Annotated in this window: 12 protein-coding genes; 8 read left to right on the top strand and 4 right to left on the bottom strand. The window is 61.7% G+C overall.

The genetic code is table 11. From position 1 onward, the window contains the following. From T424_RS0113365 to T424_RS0113335, 7 genes are all read left to right on the top strand, one after another. On the top strand, positions 1 to 325 hold a 325-nt coding region (locus tag T424_RS0113365), incomplete at its 5' end, for an IS5 family transposase (protein ID WP_027488178.1). A gap of 334 nt (positions 326 to 659) precedes the next feature. Then, positions 660 to 758: a K(+)-transporting ATPase subunit F gene (gene kdpF / locus T424_RS20990; protein WP_210164394.1), complete on the top strand. Its 99-nt coding sequence runs from the start codon at positions 660 to 662 to the stop codon at positions 756 to 758. Between the two features lie 154 nt (positions 759 to 912). Then, complete coding sequence (gene kdpA, locus T424_RS0113355) at positions 913 to 2622, top strand: potassium-transporting ATPase subunit KdpA (protein ID WP_027488177.1); 1710 nt, start codon at positions 913 to 915, stop codon at positions 2620 to 2622. Between the two features lie 11 nt (positions 2623 to 2633). Beyond that, on the top strand, positions 2634 to 4670 hold the full coding sequence (kdpB, locus tag T424_RS0113350; protein WP_027488176.1) for a potassium-transporting ATPase subunit KdpB: 2037 nt from the start codon (positions 2634 to 2636) through the stop codon (positions 4668 to 4670). A 2-nt stretch (positions 4671 to 4672) separates the two neighbouring features. Continuing rightward, positions 4673 to 5251: a potassium-transporting ATPase subunit KdpC gene (kdpC, locus tag T424_RS0113345; protein ID WP_027488175.1), complete on the top strand. Its 579-nt coding sequence runs from the start codon at positions 4673 to 4675 to the stop codon at positions 5249 to 5251. Between the two features lie 29 nt (positions 5252 to 5280). After that, positions 5281 to 7989, top strand: coding sequence for a sensor histidine kinase (locus T424_RS0113340; protein ID WP_027488174.1), 2709 nt, complete (start codon positions 5281 to 5283; stop codon positions 7987 to 7989). Beyond that, positions 7986 to 8693 (top strand): response regulator, encoded by a 708-nt coding sequence (locus tag T424_RS0113335; protein WP_027488173.1) that lies wholly within the window; start codon positions 7986 to 7988, stop codon positions 8691 to 8693. Before T424_RS0113340 ends, T424_RS0113335 begins: the two co-directional genes overlap by 4 nt. A gap of 211 nt (positions 8694 to 8904) precedes the next feature. On the opposite strand, the gene dhbA is transcribed toward T424_RS0113335, so the two are convergent. The 4 genes from dhbA to T424_RS0113315 all read right to left on the bottom strand — a co-directional run bounded on the left by dhbA (position 8905) and on the right by T424_RS0113315 (position 13435). After that, a complete protein-coding gene (gene dhbA / locus T424_RS0113330; protein WP_027488172.1) occupies positions 8905 to 9660 on the bottom strand; it encodes a 2,3-dihydro-2,3-dihydroxybenzoate dehydrogenase in 756 nt (251 codons plus the stop codon). Positions 9661 to 9674: 14 nt separating this feature from the next. Further along, positions 9675 to 10544: an isochorismatase gene (locus tag T424_RS0113325; protein ID WP_027488171.1), complete on the bottom strand. Its 870-nt coding sequence runs from the start codon at positions 10542 to 10544 to the stop codon at positions 9675 to 9677. Between the two features lie 72 nt (positions 10545 to 10616). Continuing rightward, complete coding sequence (locus T424_RS0113320; protein ID WP_027488170.1) at positions 10617 to 12236, bottom strand: (2,3-dihydroxybenzoyl)adenylate synthase; 1620 nt, start codon at positions 12234 to 12236, stop codon at positions 10617 to 10619. Positions 12237 to 12262: 26 nt separating this feature from the next. Continuing rightward, positions 12263 to 13435 (bottom strand): isochorismate synthase, encoded by a 1173-nt coding sequence (locus T424_RS0113315; RefSeq protein WP_084268500.1) that lies wholly within the window; start codon positions 13433 to 13435, stop codon positions 12263 to 12265. A 79-nt stretch (positions 13436 to 13514) separates the two neighbouring features. On the opposite strand from T424_RS0113315, the gene T424_RS0113310 reads away from it, so the two are divergent. Beyond that, positions 13515 to 17993 carry an amino acid adenylation domain-containing protein gene (locus T424_RS0113310; protein ID WP_245269554.1) on the top strand — a complete coding sequence of 1493 codons (4479 nt, stop codon included), beginning with the start codon at positions 13515 to 13517 and terminating at the stop codon, positions 17991 to 17993. Positions 17994 to 18108: the final 115 nt, after the last annotated feature.

The following is an 18108-nucleotide window of genomic DNA, read 5'->3' as shown; positions in this document are numbered from 1 at the left end:
CGCTGGCCAGAAAGGCGATGCGCCGCAAGCCGATGCTCTGATCGAAGACTTACCCGCCGACATCGTGATGGCAGACACCGCATATGACAGTGATCGCCTACGTGCCGCCATCGCCGAGAAAGGCGCAGTGGCGGTGATCCCTAACAATCCTTCCCGCGCCAAGAAACACCCGCTGGACAAGGATCTCTATGCCCAACGCCATCTCATCGAATGCTGCTTCTCCAAGCTCAAGCACTTCCGCAGGGTCGCAACACGCTTCGAGAAAACAGCACGAAACTATCTCGCAGTCGTCACAATCGCAGCTATCGTCCTATGGATCAGGTAACTGTCCACACGACCTAGAGCATTTTCAGGAAAAGTGGAAGCCGGTTTTCCGTCTGAAAATGCGTAAAAACAGATAGTTAGAGCGGTTCTATGTTTCCATGAAACAATGAACCGCTCTAGGGTAGTGTGTGGCCCATTCGCCTGACCTCACCACGCCCATCCTTATCTTTTCTTTATGCGCGGAGATTGTTTTCCCAATCGAAGCCTTAGGCCTGACCGGCGTAGTTTCATGCCATTGAAACAGGAGTTTTGGTCATGCCCGACCTTATTTTTCTGGCTCTAGGCTGCGGCAGTTTCGTCGCGCTAGCGCTTTATGCCCGCGCCCTCGACAGGTTGTGAGGCCCACCATGCTCGAACCTATTCTCGGCCTTGCCGTCGCCATTGGCCTTGGCGTCTATCTCGTCATCACCCTGCTGAAGCCCGAGCGCTTCTGAAGACAGGCTCTCGACCGCCCATCTGCCGCATTTCCGGACGGAAAACAGGTTCCCACTTTTCTTCGGACAATGCAGGCATCTTTGTTTCTACGCATTTCCGGACGGAAAACCGGTTCCCACTTTTCTTCGGACAATGCTCTTGAGGAGCTTCACCATGACTATCGCCGGGTGGCTGCAAATCAGCCTCCTCTTCCTTGCGGTGCTCGTCACCGTCAAGCCGCTGGGCCTTTACATGGCCCGCGTATTCGAAGGCAATCGCACGCCCCTTTCTCCCCTTCTTTCCCCCGTTGAAAAGGGCTTTTACGCCATCAGCGGCGTGAATGCGGAAAAAGAGCAGAGCGCGCTTGCCTATACGCTTTCCATGCTCGCCTTTTCGCTGGCCGGCTTTGCCGTCCTCTACGGCATTTTACGGCTTCAGGCCTATCTGCCCCTCAATCCCCAGGGATTTGCGGGAATGACGCCGGATCTGGCCTTCAACACTGCCGTTTCCTTCGTCACCAATACCAACTGGCAGAATTACGGCGGCGAATCGACGCTCAGCCATTTCAGCCAGATGGCGGGGCTGACCGTACAGAACTTCCTGTCGGCCGCCACCGGCATGGCGCTGGCCATTGCCTTTACCCGTGCGCTCATCCGTTCGCGCGCCACCGGGCTTGGCAATTTCTGGGTCGATGTCACGCGCGCCACACTTTATATCCTGCTGCCGATTTCCATCATCACCGCCCTGATCTTCGTGGCCATGGGGCTGCCGCAAACCTTTGATGCTTCCGTCAGCGCAACGACGCTGGAAGGCGCCAATCAGGTCATCGCGCTTGGTCCCGTTGCCAGCCAGGAAGCCATCAAGCAGCTTGGCACCAATGGCGGCGGCTTCTTCAACGTCAATGCCGCCCACCCCTTTGAAAATGCGACCGCATGGTCGGATTTCTTCAACATCTTCGCCATGCTGTGGATTTCCTCCGCCATGGTTTACTGTTTCGGCCAAATGGTCTCCAACCGCCGTCAGGGCTGGGTTCTGCTTGCCTCCATGGGCGCTTTGCTGCTTGCGGGCGTGGTGGTGATCTACTGGGCGGAAGCGCAGGGCAATCCCGTTCTCACCAGCCTCGGCCTCGATCCGGCCATGGGCAATATGGAGGGCAAGGAGCTTCGCTTCGGTCAGGCCATGAGCGCCCTTTATGCCGCCGTCACCACCGGCCTTTCCAATGGCGGTGTCAACGGTATGCTGGGCTCCTTCACCGGGCTTGGCGGTCTGGTGCCGCTCTTCCTTATCCAGCTTGGCGAGGTTCTGCCGGGCGGCGTTGGCTCCGGCCTCTATGGCATCCTGATTTTCGCGCTGCTGGCCGTTTTCGTCGCTGGCCTGATGGTTGGCCGCACCCCGGAATTCCTCGGCAAGAAGATCGAAGGCCGGGAAATGAAATATGCCATGCTGGCCGTTCTCATCCTGCCGCTCGCCATTCTCGGCTTCACCGCTGCCTCCGCCATGCTGCCCTTCGCGCTGGCCAGCATCGGCACGCCCGGACCGCACGGCCTGTCTGAAATCCTCTATGGTTTCAGCTCGGCCGCCGGCAATAACGGCTCGGCCTTTGGCGGGCTTACCGGCAACACGCTGTGGTATAACACCACGCTTGGCATCGCCATGCTGCTCGGCCGCTTTGCCTATGTGGTTCCGGTCATGGCCATTGCCGGATCACTGGCCGCCAAGGTCCGCACCCCGGCCTCGGCGGGAACCTTCCCGACGGATGGCCCGCTTTTTGCCGGACTTTTGATCGGCATCATCCTTATTCTCGGCGGCCTGCAATTCTTCCCCGCCCTTGCCCTTGGCCCCATTGTCGAGCATCTGGCGATGCTGGCAGGCCAGACCTTCTGAAGGGGTTTTCCATGTCAAAAGATCATAAAGCCCAGAGCCTTCTCGATCCCGCCATCCTCTTTCCGGCCATGCGCGATGCGATCCTGAAGCTCAACCCGAAAGAACTGCTGCGCAATCCCGTCATCTTCGTCACGGAAGTCGTGGCGGCGCTTGTCACCGTCATGTTCCTGCGCGACCTCGCCTTCAATCCGGCGGAAGCTGCCTTTTCCGGCCAGATTGCCGCCTGGCTGTGGTTCACCGTGCTGTTTGCCACCTTCGCGGAGGCCGTGGCCGAAGGCCGTGGCCGCGCCCAGGCCGAAAGCCTGAAGAAAACCAAATCCGAACTGGTTGCCCGGCGGCTGACCGCGACCGGCGCCACTGAAAGCATTCCGGCCACGAAGCTGAAGATCGGCGATGTGGTGCTGGTCGCCGCAGGCGAACTCATTCCCGGTGACGGCGAGGTCATCGAAGGCGTCGCCTCCGTCAACGAAAGCGCCATCACCGGGGAATCCGCGCCCGTGATCCGCGAATCCGGCGGCGATCGCTCTGCCGTTACCGGCGGTACGGAAGTTCTGTCCGACGAAATCCGGGTCAGGATCACCGTGCAGCCGGGCTCGTCCTTCGTGGACAGGATGATTGCCCTGATCGAAGGCGCGCAACGCCAGAAGACGCCGAACGAAATTGCCCTTTCGATCCTGCTGTCCGGCCTGACGCTGATCTTCCTCTTCGTCTGCGTCGCCATCTGGGGCATGGCGGGCTATTCCGGCACGCTGCTGAGCGTTACCGTTCTTGCCGCCCTGCTCGTCACCCTGATCCCCACCACCATCGGCGGACTGCTTTCGGCCATCGGCATTGCAGGCATGGACAGGCTGGTGCGTTTCAACGTCATCGCCACCTCCGGCCGTGCCGTAGAAGCGGCAGGCGACGTGGATACGCTGCTGCTCGACAAAACCGGCACCATCACCTACGGCAACCGCATGGCCAGCGACTTCATCCCCGCTCCCGGCGTCAGCCAGAGCGAGCTGGCGCAGGCAGCCCTCATCGCCAGCCTGCCGGACGAGACCCCGGAAGGCCGCTCCATCGTCGCACTCGCCACCGGCGAATTCGGCCTGCCGACCCCTGCCGCCAATTTCGATGCCGTGGTGGCCTTCACGGCAGAAACCCGGCTGTCGGGCGTGGATCTGGGCGAAAGACGGCTGCGCAAGGGCGCGGTAGACTCCATACTGCGGTTCACGGGCCTTGACGAACAGGAAGCGCCGCAGGAGTTCCGCCGCGCCGTGGACCAGATTGCCCGGTCCGGCGGCACGCCGCTTGCGGTTGCCGATGGCAAGCGCCTGCTGGGCGCCATTCACCTCAAGGACGTGGTCAAGCCGGGCATCAAGGAGCGCTTCGCGGCGCTGCGCGCCATGGGCATCCGCACCGTCATGGTCACGGGCGACAATCCCGTTACCGCCGCGGCAATTGCCTCGGAAGCAGGCGTGGACGATTATCTTGCCCAGGCAACGCCTGAAGACAAGCTTGCCTATATCCGCCGCGAACAGACGGGCGGCCGCCTGATCGCCATGTGCGGCGACGGCACCAACGACGCCCCGGCGCTGGCCCAGGCGGATGTGGGCGTTGCCATGCAGACCGGCACGCAGGCAGCACGCGAGGCCGCCAACATGGTCGATCTCGATTCAAGCCCCACCAAGCTCATCGAGATCGTGGAAATCGGCAAGCAGTTGCTGATGACGCGCGGCGCGCTCACCACCTTCTCCATCGCCAATGACGTCGCGAAATATTTCGCCATCATCCCGGCCATGTTCGTCGCCACCTATCCGGCCCTGAACGCGCTGAACGTCATGGGCCTTGCCTCGCCCAAATCCGCCATTCTCTCGGCGGTTATCTTCAACGCGCTGATCATCATTGCGCTGATCCCGCTGGCGCTCAAAGGCGTGGCTTACCGCCCCGCAGGCGCGGCCAGCCTGCTCCGCCGCAATCTTCTGGTCTATGGCCTCGGCGGCCTCCTCCTGCCTTTCGCAGGCATCAAGTTCGTCGATCTGGCCGTCAGCGCCCTTCATCTGGTGTAATCATGCTTCATCATCTTCGCCCAGCCTTTACCCTCGTGCTGCTCATGACGGCCCTGACCGGCCTTGCCTACCCTTACGCCGTCACCGGCATCGCCCAGGCCGTCATGCCCGCGCAGGCCAATGGCAGCACCGTTCTGCAAGACGGAAAGGTCGTCGGCTCCAGCCTGATCGGTCAGAACTTCACCTCCGATCGTTATTTCTGGCCGCGCCCGTCGGTAACGCAGCCGGATGCCTATAATGCCAGCGCCTCCACCGGCTCCAATCTCGGCCCCACCTCCAAGGCCCTGAAGGATCGGGTGCAGGCCGCCGTCGATCGCCTGCGCCAGAGCGGCGTGAGCGGGCCGCTTCCCGCCGATGCCGTCACGGCATCGGGCTCGGGGCTTGATCCGCATATTTCGCCGGCCTTTGCCCGCTTGCAGGTGTCGCGCATTGCCAAGGCGCGCAACATCAGTGACAGCGATCTTGCCTCTTTGGTGGAGCGCAGCATCGAAAAGCCTGATTTCGGCTTTTTCGGTGAAGAGCGTGTCAATGTTCTTGCACTTAACATGGCCCTGGACCGAACATTTCCCGGCAAGGCATGACCGCCCCTGAAAACGACATGAGAGGATGAATGCCCAAGGACGAGCGCGAAGACGAGCGTCGCCCCGATCCGGATGCCCTGCTTGCCCTGGCGGAGAAAGACCGCCGGGGCAAGCTTACGGTTTTCCTGGGGGCCGCGCCGGGGGTCGGCAAGACCTATGCCATGTTGTCGCGCGCCCACAGGCTGAAGGCCGATGGCGTGGATGTGGTGGTTGGCCTGGTGGAAACCCATGGCCGCAGCGAAACCGCAGCCCTGCTGAACGGGCTGGATGTGCTTGAACGCATCAGCGTCACCCATCGCGGCCGCAGGCTGGAGGAATTCGATCTCGACGCCGCATTGGCCCGCAAGCCGCGCTTGATCATCGTCGATGAACTGGCGCATTCCAACCCGGAAGGCAGCCGCCACCCCAAGCGCTATCAGGACATAGAGGAACTGATCGCCGCCGGCATCGATGTCTGGACGGCGCTGAACATCCAGCATCTCGAAAGCCTTGCCGATCTCGTCGCGCAGATCACCGGCGTCACCGTGCGCGAACGTGTGCCGGATGTCGTGCTGAAACGGGCCGATGACGTGCTGCTGGTCGATCTTGCGCCAACCGAACTCATCGAACGCCTGAACGAGGGAAAGGTCTATCTGCCGGAAAGCGCAAGCCGTGCCGTGGACCGGTTTTTCCGCCTCGGCAATCTGACAGCGCTTCGCGAGCTTGCGCTGCGCCGCACCGCCGACCGGGTGGACGACCAGATGGTCGATTACCTCAAGCAGAATGCCATCGAAGGGCCATGGGCCACCGGCGAAAGACTGCTTGTCTGCGTCGGGCCCGACGATCTTTCGGAAAAAGTGGTGCGGGTGGCAAGCCGCATGGCCTCCGGCCTCAACGCCAACTGGATCGTAGTTTCGGTGGATCACGCGGAACGGGAGGTCAAGACACCCGAGCGGCTTCGCCGCGTGGAAGGCCTGTTTCGCCTCGCCGAGCAGCTTGGGGCCGAAACCCGCCGCATCATAGGCCGTGATTTCGTGGAGGAGATTCTCAAGCTCGCAAGGCGCGAGCACGCAACGCAGATCGTCATCGGTGCAAAGCCGCGCCGGGGGCTTGGCCGCGTCCTCGGCAAGTCCCTGCCGGATGCCCTTTCGCAAAAGGCGGTAGGGCTCGGCGTCTATCTCGTCACGCCGGAAAGGGGCATGAAGCCTTCACCCCAGCCGGATCCGCGCCCTTCGCTCAGCCCCCGCGCGCTGCTGCGTCCGCTGGCGCTGGCCCTTTGCGGCGTTGCCCTGACTACCGGCTTTGGTCTTGCGATTACCAGCTTCATCACGCTGCCGAACATTTCGCTTCTCTATCTCGTTGCGGTTCTGGGCGCGGCCATGACCGGCGGCTACATCGCCGCCTTCCTTGCCGCTGCCTGCTCGGCGCTTGCCTATAATTTTTTCTTCATCGCCCCGGTTCACACCTTCACCATTGCCGCGCCGCATGAGGTGTTCGCGCTGTTCATCTTCCTTGCTGTGGCGCTTCTGGCCGGGGGCTTTGCTTCCCGCGTGCGCGAACAGGCGGAAGCGGCACGTATGCGGGCGCAGGAATTGCAGGCGCTTTACGAGTTTTCCCGCAAGCTCGCCACCGCCGCAAAGACCGATGACGCCATCTGGCTCACGGTTTCGCAGTTGCAAACCCGGCTGAAGTGCAAGATCGTGCTGCTGCTGCCCAGGGATAACGATCTTCAGGTGGGCGCCGCCTGGCCACCGGATACCGAGCTGGACGTCACCGACATGACGGCCGCGCGCTGGGCGGAGGAAAAACGCGAAGCGGCCGGGTACGGCACCGGCACATTGCCCAATAGCCGTTTCGAGTTTCGCCCGCTTCTTGGCCCGCACGGCATTGTCGGCGTCTGCGGCATCGAACATATCGAAGGCGGACTCGACCTCAATGCCGAACGCGCCCTGTCGGCCATTCTCGACCAGACCGCCATTGCGCTCGACCGCGCAAGGCTTGCCGAGGAAAGCGTTCAGCAGGCCGCCCGGCTAGAGGGCGAACGCTATCGCGACGCCCTGCTATCGTCGATTTCGCACGATCTGCGCACGCCGCTTGCCACCATCACCGGCGCCGTCACCAGTCTGAGCCAGCTGGGAGAGCGGATGAGCGAGGAAAGCCGCCGCGATCTCCTGCAATCCATCGAGGAGGAAAGCAACCGGATGAGCCGGTTCGTCGCCAACCTCCTCGACATGACCCGCATCGAGTCCGGAACGCTGAAGCCCAAGCGCGACTGGGTGGATGTGGCCGATGTCGTGCAGGCATCGGTGGAGAGGCTACGCCGCTATGCGCCGGGCGTGCGGGTGGAGACGGGCCTTGCCAGCGATCTGCCGCTGATCCGCGGCGATGCCGTTCTTTTGGGACAAGTGCTGTTCAACCTGCTCGACAATGCCGTGAAATATGGCGGCGGCGAACCCATCCATGTCTATGCCCGTCGCGATGGGCGCGACCTCTTGCTGTCTGTCACGGATATGGGCCGGGGGATTCCGCCGGAAGATCTCGACAGGATTTTCGAGAAATTCTATCGTCGGGGCAAGCCGGACGGCCGCGCGCCCGGAACGGGCCTTGGTCTTTCCATTGCGCGCGGCTTCGTCACCGCCATGGAAGGGCGCATTCATGCCGAAAGCCCGGCACTGCGCAAAAAGGGCACCCGCATCGTCATGCGCTTTCCCGTCCATGACGATAAATCCGCCACGGAAAACGAGGAGCAGAGGGCATGAGCGCATCGCGGATTCTCGTGGTGGATGACGAACCGCAAATACAGCGTTTTCTGAAACCGGCGCTGACGGCTGCGGGCTTCGACACCGTGGAGGCGCTGACGGGGGCGGAAGCGTTGAAAGCGGTTGCAACCCAGGCGCCCGATCTCGTCATTCTCGATCTTGGCCTGCCGGACATGGATGGCAAGGACATCATCGCCAATCTGCGTGGCTGGAGCGATGTGCCGATCATCATTCTTTCCGCCCGTGACCGCGAAAGCGAAAAGATCGCCGCCCTCGATCTCGGGGCCGACGATTACGTGGAAAAGCCCTTCGGCATTGGCGAGTTGACCGCCCGCATCCGCACGGCGCTGCGCCATCGGGGACGCACAGACTCCGTTCCAGGCCCGATCCGCGCCGACGGCCTGCTGATCGACCCGGTCAAGCGGATCGTCAGCCGCGATGACGAAGCACTGCATCTGACACCGAAGGAATATGACCTCCTCACCCTGCTTGCCCGCCATGCCGGGCGGGTGGTGACGCACCGCACCCTGCTGACCTCCGTTTGGGGGCCTGCCCATACCGATGACCTGCATTATCTGCGCGTCTTCGTGGGTCAATTGCGCCAGAAAATCGAACGCAACCCCACCGAACCGCACATTGTCAGAACGGAACCCGGCGTGGGCTATCGCTTCGTCAGCGATCAGGACTACTGCATAATTCCTTAAACCGGAATCGATTTAAGGTGAAAATTATGCAGCAGATTTAAAGTGTTACAGCGTCCTTTGTGCGTTTGATAAAACGCACGGCGCTGTAATGTGTCCTTCGCGCATTTCCAGCAAAGATATATTCGGTTTGTGTTCGCAAATGCGTAAAATCAAAAGGCTGGAATGGTCAGGCGGCAGAGCAGACAGTTCTTGCCGCCCTGCCGCTTATGGTTCATGCGGCAAGCGTTGCTCCGCCATCCACCACAATATCCTGAAGGGTGACATGGCTTGCCGCATCGGAGGCAAGGAACAGCACCACATTGGCAATCTCGTCAGGCCTTGCGATCTTGCCCAGCGGAATGCCGAGCTTGAACTGCTCGGGCAGGCCGGAAATCAGCTTCGCCTGACCGGAAGGGTCGCCCAGCATTCCGGCAAGCATCGGCGTATCGGTCGAGCCGGGAGAAACGACATTGCAGCGAACGCCAAAGGGGGCAAGCTCCAGCCCGATACAATGGCTGAGGCTGGCAAGAGCAGCCTTCGAGGCGCAATAGACGGTCATGCCCGTGCGCGGCACATGCGCCGCATTGGAGGCAATGTTGACGATTGCGCCGCTTCGCTGCGCCTTGAACCGGCCGATCCACTGGCGCATCAACAGATAAGGCCCGCCAGCATTGACAGCCATGGAGCTTTGCCAGTCTTCCGGGGTCAGCTCCTCGGCGGCACCGATGCGCAGAATGCCCGCCGCATTCACCAGCACGTCGAGATGGGGGATCTCGCGCATCAGGCTCGCGCAAACTCTCTCGACATCATCGGGCTTTGCCAGATCGACCGCCACCAGCCGGAAACCCTCATCCCCGTTTGCCGGTTTGAGGTCGAGGCCGATCACATCGGCCCCTTCCTCCACGAAACGTTCGGCAATGCGCCGTCCAATCCCGCTGGCCGCACCGCTGACCAGCACGCGCTTTCCGGAAAATCTCTGCTCGCTCATGGGTCTTCCAGCACTCATGCCGCCTGCCGCTTGGCTTCGATCAGCGACCACCAGCCATTGAGGGTGGGAACGCGGGCCAGTTCATCGAAGCCAACCACGATCCCATGGCCTTTCAGCTCGCCTGCCAGCGTCATGACCTGAATGGAATCGAGCCCGTAGAGAATGAGGTTTTCCTCCGGATCGATTTCCGTCCCCTCCTCCACCATTTGCAGCACACGCGCTTCAAGCCAGCTGCGCGACGGCGCCGATGCGCCTTGCCCGGCAAAATGCGCCGACGGCACCACGACGCCGCAGCGGGTTGCCACATAGGTCAGCGCCATGCGGTGTTCCTGCTCGGAAAAATCGGCTACCGCATCCCCCAGCATGAAGGGTTGAATGTCACGCATGAAGGCATCCACCGCCGTCATCATGCAGCCGATATGGGCATAGACTCCGCCGATAATCAGCTGATCGCGGCCCCACTGCGCCATGCGCTCCTGCAAGTCGGAACGGTGAAAGGCGCTGTAGCGCCATTTCGTCAGCACCACGTCGTTTTCGGTGGGCTTCAGCGGCTCCACCACCTGTTGCAGCGACGGATCGGCAACCGTCAGGCCCGGCCCCCACATGTCGTTGAGGAGGGCGCGGTCACGGGCAGGCTGGTCATGCGGCTGGGCGGTGTACACCACCGGCACACCATTGGCGACAGCCCATGCCTTGACCTTTTCGAGATTGGCGACAAGGGCCGGCAAAAGAGCGCCATTTTCCTCGTAAAAGCGCAGAAAATAGCGCTGCATGTCATGGATCAGCAACACGGACCGCTTCGCCTCCGGCTGCCACTTCACCTTGTTTTGCGGAAAGCTTTCCGGCTGCGGCATCCGGTAATCGGCAATTTTAGGAATAGTCATCGAATATCTCCGTATTTCAGGGCCTTTCCGTGGCGCAATGAGACCGGATGGAAAGGCTCAAAATCTCTGTTCTCAGGGAAGGGCCAGTTCGTTGGCCATTTGGCGCAGAATTTTCTTGTCGATCTTGCCCACCGGTGTCAGCGGCATGGCATCGATGAAGCGCACGCGGTCGGGCAGTTTGTAATCGGCAACACCAAGGCCCATCAGATGACGGCGCAGGGCCACCGCCTTCAGTTCCTCGTTGCGCGACACCACGAAGGCGCAGCTTTTTTCTCCCAGCAGCTTGTCTTCCACGGCCACCAGGGCGGCATGGGTGACATCCTGATGGCGCAGCAGCAGGTTTTCGATTTCCTCCGACGCCACCTTCTCACCGCCGCGATTGATCACGTCCTTCACCCGGCCAACCACCCGTAGATTGCCCTCCGGCGTGCGCTGCACGACATCGCCGGAATAATAGAAGCCGTCGCGGTCGAAGACGCGGCCATTCTGCTCGGGGCTGCGATAATAGCCGCGGAAGGTGTAGGGGCCGCGCGTGGCAAGAAGCCCGGCCTCCCCCTCCGGCACGGCATTGCCGCTTTCATCGACAATGCGAACCTCGTCATCCGGGCTGATCGGCCTGCCCTGCGTAGTGAAGACAAGCTCGTCGGGATCATCGAGACGGGTGTAATTGACCAGCCCCTCCGCCATGCCGAAAACCTGTTGCAGCTTCGCGCCCAGTTTTTCCGGCACCTGCCGCGCAAGCGCCTCGGCAAAGCTTGCGCCCCCCACCTGCACAAGCGCGAGGCTGGAAAGATCGTGCGACGACCCGGCGGCGGCATCGAGCCACAGCGAAACGGCGGGCGGCACAAGCGCCACCATGGTAACGCCATGGGCAGCGATCAACCGAAAGCAGGTCTGCGGATCGGGATTTGGCGCCATCACCACGGTTCCACCCGCATGGAATACCCCAAGCGCGCCCGGCGAACTCATCGGATAGTTATGCGCTGCGGGAAGGGCGCAGAGATAGCGCGTGTCCGCCGTGACGCCACAAATGTCCACACTGGCGCGCACACTGTAATCATAATCGTCATGGGTGCGGGGAATGAGCTTGGGCTGCCCGGTGCTGCCGCCGGACAACTGGAAAAACGCCACCTGCGAGGCCGGGGATGGCCGATAGTCCACGACGCGCGCAGGCGCCTCGCCCATCAACGCCTCAAGGCTTTCATCTTCTTCCCCCGCGCCATGGAAAAGCACATGGGTCAGCTCCGGCACCTCCCGGCGCAACTCGCCCAGGAAGCGGTCATCGGCAAAGACGGAATGGCGCCGGTCTGCAATGAAAAGCCGGGGCCGAAGCTGCGATGCGTAGGCCAGAAGCTCGCTCTGCTTGTGGCTGAACAGCGCGTTGACCGGGGCAATTCCAGCCTTCAGCAAGGCAAAGAAAGTGATGTAGAATTCCGCGATATTCGGCAATTGCACGACGGCGCGATCGCCGTGGCCGAGGCCTCGCAGCGCAAGCTGCCCGGCAAGATTGCCCGAAAGCCTGTCAAGCTGGCCATAGGTGATGGTGCGGTCGCCGCAAATGACCGCAACGGCCTCTGGACGCTCGGCGGCCTGGCGTTCCAATGCCTCTGTCAGCGGCTGGCCGATCCAGTAGCCTTTCTTGCGATAAAGCGCGGCCAGATCATCCGGCCAGGGGGTAAATTCAATGCTCATGAGGAAATCCGTTTGCTTCGAAAGGCTCAATCGCCAAGCCCGAAGGCCTTGAGCATGGTGCCGAGCTTGGTCTGCACCTCGTTCCACTCCGCTTGCGGATCCGAGGCTTCCACGATGCCGGCGCCAGCAAACAGGCGAACGCGGTTTTCATGCACCGTACCGCAGCGGATCGTCACCACCCATTCGCCATTGCCCTGAGCATCCATCCAGCCGACCATGCCGGTGAAAAGACCTCGCTCGAAGGGTTCGACAAAGCGAATGAGCCGCCGGGCGCGCTCCGTGGGGAAGCCGCAAACGGCAGGCGTCGGATGCAGGACAGATGCCAGTTGCAAGGCATTCTGGCGGGCATCGGCCGCCGTGCCTTCAATGCGGGTGGAAAGATGCCAAAGCGCCGCCGTGCTGATCAGCGACGGCTTTTCCGGCACGTCGAGCAAAGCGCAATGCGGGGAAAGGCGATCGCGAATATCCTCGATGACGAGGCTGTGTTCGTAGTGATCCTTCTCGGATGCGGCAAGCTGATCGGCATTGGCGCGGTCTGCCGCCGGATCGGCAAGACGGCGCGCCGAACCGGCCAGCGGATTGGACACCACAGACGCCCCCTGCTTGCGCAGCAGAAGTTCAGGGCTGATACCGACCAGCGTACCGCCATCGGCCATCGGCACGCGGAAGCGGTAGCCGGAGCTGTTTTGCGCTCCAAGCCGGGCAAGGATCTGCTCCACATCCACCGCGTCGGCAAATTCAAGCTCTCGCGTCGTGGACAAGACCGCCTTGCGCACATCGCTGAGCTTGAAATTGGCGACCGCCAATTCCACACAACGCTTGAAACCAGCCTCATCCGGCACGGCCTTTTGCGCCACGAGCGCAGGCAGCGATACCTCTGCAAGCGTGGGAGAGGCCATATCTTCCCAGCGATAGCTTTCCGGCACATGCAGGCAGGATGGCTCATCGACATCGAAGGGAATGGCGCCGAAAACCAACGGATTGGCCTGCCCTGCCTGTCGCGCCCGCGCAAAGGCGGATGCAATTTCCTGTTGAAGAGGACTGTCGGATCGTTCGCTCCCGCGCGCCGCAATGACAATGGTTTCGCGTATGGCGTCGGCCTTGAGTTCACGGCCCGCGCTGGAAAAGGCGAGGCGGGCCTCATGCCCGGCAATGGCGACGGGCTCTTCGTAATACAATCTCGAAGTTCCGGCTGACATGGGAACATCCTTTGCGTGTAGTTGACGTTGGTTTATACCTGAGTATATTCATCATGTTTTGTCAACGGTATGACGTAAAATGAAATCTCTTACACCCATGCAGGCAGCCTACTGGGCAGGCCGCAACGCAACCGGCCCGCTCGGCGGCGTAACCGCCCATCTTTACGCGGAGTTCGACGGCACCGGGCTCAATGCCGGACGACTGGAGGCAGCCCTTGAACGTCTTGCCGCGGCGCATCCCAATACACGTCTTAAAATTGTAGAGTCTGCATATCAAATTATTGATGAAGCGGGTTTAATTCCGTTTTCCACAGAAATATACGATAATAAATATGCAACTTCTGTGAATGAATGGCTGGAGCACCGTCGCGCGGCCCTTTGCGGCACCGGCCTTGATCTTTCTAAAGGCAAGGCCCTGGTGGCCAGCCTCAGCCAATTGCCCGAAGGCAGAAGCCGATTCCATCTTGATTGCGACATGGCCGCAATCGATCCGGTCAGCTTTCTTACACTCATGGATGATCTCGCCTCTCTTTATGAGGACCCTCAAAAGCCATGGGACGGCGGCATCGGCAGCTATGAAGACTATCTCGCCGCCTTGATGTCCGCGCCGGATCGGCTTGAGCGTATGAAGGCCGACCGGAACTGGTGGCAGGCCAGGCTGGGAGAAATTGCACCTGCCCCGCCACTCCCGATCACGCCGACGGGAAGCACAATCCGAAGTAGAAGGCTGAGCGCGCGGCTTTCACCGCAACAGCGCCAAAGCCTTCAGGCCTGCGCCCGCAAAGGCCGGGTAACGCTTTCGGTTCTTCTGCTGGCCTTGTTTGCCGCCGAACTCGGCAAGGCCACGGGCGCACGGCGCTTCCGGCTGAACGTTCCCGGTTTCTGGCGCGAGAGACTTGTGCCGCAGGTGGAGCGTATCGTCGGCGAATTTGCCAATGTCCTGGTCATCAGTGTCGATCTCGACCGCGCCTCGTCGCTGGCGGACCTGGCGCGGCAGGTGGGCGTTTCGGTGGCGGGCGCCCTGGGCCATGCCTCCTATCCGGGCGTTCATGTGATGCGGGACCTATCCCGACACACCGGCGCACTGGAAGTCGCACCTGTCGTCTTCACCGCCGGACTTTCGCTCGGTCCCGGCCACCCGTCTGACACTCTGCTGAGCGAGCGGGTGAAGAGAGTGTTCGGCGAGATGACCTATGTGATCTCCGAGGGCCCGCATGTGGCCATCGACGCCCAGATCGCCACCATGGATGGCGGACTTTTTCTCAACTGGGACATTCGCCAGGATGCCTTGCCGGATGCCTTTGTTGACGATTTCTTCCATGGCTATGCGGGCCTGCTGACCAAAATCGCCGGACATCCGGCCCATCTGGAGGCAAAGACGATGCCGGATCCCCAACGCCCGATCGAATGGCCGCTGACCGGCCTGCAAAAGGCCTATCTCATGGGGCGCAGCAATGCCCTGCCGCTGGGCGGCGTTGCCATGCAGGAATTCCGCGAATATCGCGGCAGCCTCGATTTGCGCTGGCTAGAGCAAAGACTGCAATCCCTGGTGCAGGCTCATCCGGCACTGCGCACAGTCATCGATGCGGAGCGCCTCGTGGCGCGGATCGATGCCCAGCCAAAGGTGCATTTCGAACCTATCGACCTCACCCATATGCCGCGCGAGGCAGCGCTGGCTTCCGTGGAGGCGCGGCGGGAGGCGTTTGCCCATGCCCTCAGCGATCTTTCCACCTCGCCTTGGCAGGTCATGGCATTTCAATTACCCGGCGGAGAAGCCGTTATTTTCCTGCGCATCGATGCGCTGATTGCCGATGGCAGATCGATTGCGGCATTGATGACCGATCTCTTCGGCACGCATGAGCTTCAGGCACAGGAGGCTGATCCGCCTGCCGAAGACGGCCTGGACGAAGCCCGCCGTCATGCCGATCAGCAATACTGGACGGAAAAACTTGCCGCCACGGGCGGGCCACCGCAATTGCCCTATCTCCAGCCACCGGAAAAAATCGCCACATCGCGCTATGATCGCCAGAGCCTGACGCTTTCGAAAGAGACCGGCACCAGCCTGTTGCGTGCAGGCGCCAAGGCTGGTCTCTTTGCCAATTCCATTCTCACCGCCCTGCTTCTGGAAGCACTTTCGCACTTCCTGAGCGAAGGCACGCTGACCGTCGGCCTTCCCGTCGCACCGCAGGGCGGGCCGGGGCTGCCATTGCAGAACCGCTCCAGCTTCATTGCGCTCGACTGGCGCGCCCGCGAAGACGATTTCGCGCGCCGGGCCGCGCGTCTACAACAGGATGTTCTCGAAGGGCTCGATCATCTGGCCTTTTCCGGCATCGATCTCAACCGGCTGCTGATGGGCAATGCGCCGGGCCAGCTCCAGCTGCCCGTCGTCATCACCAATGGCCTTTCCTGGCCGATGCTGCCGAAAGTCGCGCCCGTGGCACTGCACGGCAGTCGCACCCAGACGCCGCAGGTGGCAATGGACCTGCGCTTTTCAAAAGACATGGATGGCCAGCTGCGCTTCGATATCGATTATGCGCGTTCGGCCTTCGACGCCGCCACCGTTGCCGATCTGCTCGCGGTCGTCGCACGGCTTGCCGAGGCCATCCACTGGCAACAATCGCTCGACCTTGGCTCCATCAATCCGGTTGCGGTTTCCCATTATCATCGCAACAGCACACCGCAGGATGCCGTTCCTTACGCATTTCTGGACAGGATCGCAGACCACCTTTTCCTGAACCCACCGGCCAGAAATGCCATTGTGCAGGCCGAAAGAAGCCTGAGCTACGCGGAACTGGGAAATGGTGTGGCGCGGATTCTCCAAGCCTTCCGCCAGTTAGACATCCGCACCGGCAATGTCGTTGCCATTGCGCTCGCCCGCTCGCCGGAACACAGTATGGTGGCTCTGGCGGCAGCACTGTCCGGCGTGATCTGGGTGCCGATCGATGCCTCCTCCCCTTCAGACCGGCTTGCCTATCTTCTGGAAAACTGCAAGCCCGATCTGGTTGTCAGCCTTGCCGCGCCCGATGCGGAAATGGCCGGACGGCACCGGTTCATTACGCCCGAAGCCCTGCTTGCCCACCATCCGGCAACGGACACGCTTGCCGATTGCCCCGATCCCCGAATGTTGAGCCTTTCGGAAGAGCCAGCCTACTATCTCTACACCTCCGGCACCACGGGACGGCCCAAATGCGTGGTGCTGAACAATCGTGCAACCGATAATGTCATTGGCCGCACGCTGGAAAACTGGGCGGTGACAGCAGAGGATGTGTTTATTTCCGTAACGCCATTGCATCACGACATGTCGATATTCGATGTGTTCGGCGCGTTTGCCGCCGGGGCAACGCTGGTGCAACCGGCAGCGGGCGAAGAAAAGGATGCCATGGCCTGGAACCGGCTGGTGGACCGCCACGGCGTCAGCCTCTGGTGTTCGGTTCCTGCCATTCTCGACATGTTCCTCGCCTGCCGTCCGGGCAATTCGCTCGGCAGTCTGCGTCTGATCGCCCAGGGCGGAGACTATATCAAACCAGCGGTGATTGCCGATCTGAGACGGCGCAAGCCTTCGCTGCGGCTCGTATCCCTGGGAGGGCCAACGGAAACGACGATCTGGAGCATCTGGCACGAAATCGGCCCGCAGGATCACGATCTCATCCCCTATGGCGAGCCGCTGCCGGGAAATCGCTATTTCGTGCTGGACGACCAGGGCCGCCATTGCCCGGCGGGCGTGGTGGGCCGCATTCACACGGCTGGCGTCAACGTTGCGCTGGGCTATCTTGAGGATGCGAGGCTGACCCAGACCGACTTCGTGACGGTCGAGGACGAACATGGCGTGGCTGTGCGCGCCTTCCGCACCGGCGACCGGGGCAAATATCGCCGCGATGGGCGCCTGATATTCGACAGCCGCGTCAACGGCTATGTCAAGATCAGGGGCGTTCGCGTTTCGCTGCCGGACATCGAAAATGAATTTGCCGCCCATCCGGACCTGCGTCGCGCCATGGTCGTGGATTATGGCGCCGAAAGGCAGGGAGAAACGGCAATCGGGCTGCTCTATGTCGGGGCGGTGGAAAATCCGCCGACACCGGCAGCGCTCCGCAGCTTCGCACTCCAGCATCTGCCGCAATCGCATGTGCCGGGGCTTTTTCTGGCGGTGGAGGATTTGCCGCTTTCAGCCAATGGCAAGCCCGACCGCCGCAAGGCGCGGGCTCTGCTGGAACAGGCCGCCAGCGCGCCACGCCCGGCGAGAGCCGATGCACCGGTCCTGCGCCAGCGCGACCGGCCAAATGCCCCTCTCGCCGTAACGCCGCAAGTCCCCGCCGCCAATGATGATGGACCGGTCAGGATAGCGGCCATTTACAAGGCCGTGATCGATGGCAGGAATGCGGCGGCCCTTGGGCCAGCGGGCGATTTTCTGCGCGCTGGCCTCCTGCCGTCGCACCTCAAAACCATCTCTCTCCGGTTGAGGGAAGAGCTTGGCATCGACCTTCCGGTTCCGGCTCTTGCCCGTTGCCGCACGGCCGAACAGGTCGCGGCACTGGCGTCTGCGCGAAAGAACAGCCGGTGAAAACACCTTGCCGAACCGCCTTCCACGGCGAGCGGATGCCAGGGCCGCGTTTGCCGGTCCGGCTTCCGCTGCCATCCTTCAGAGTACAGGACCGGAAGACCGCAAAGGGTTTTCC

The sequence above is a fragment of the Allorhizobium undicola ORS 992 = ATCC 700741 genome (genome assembly GCF_000621665.1).
Classification (GTDB): domain Bacteria; phylum Pseudomonadota; class Alphaproteobacteria; order Rhizobiales; family Rhizobiaceae; genus Allorhizobium; species Allorhizobium undicola.
Note: the sequence above shows the minus strand (reverse complement) of the source record. Positions and strands in the feature narration are given on the sequence as shown.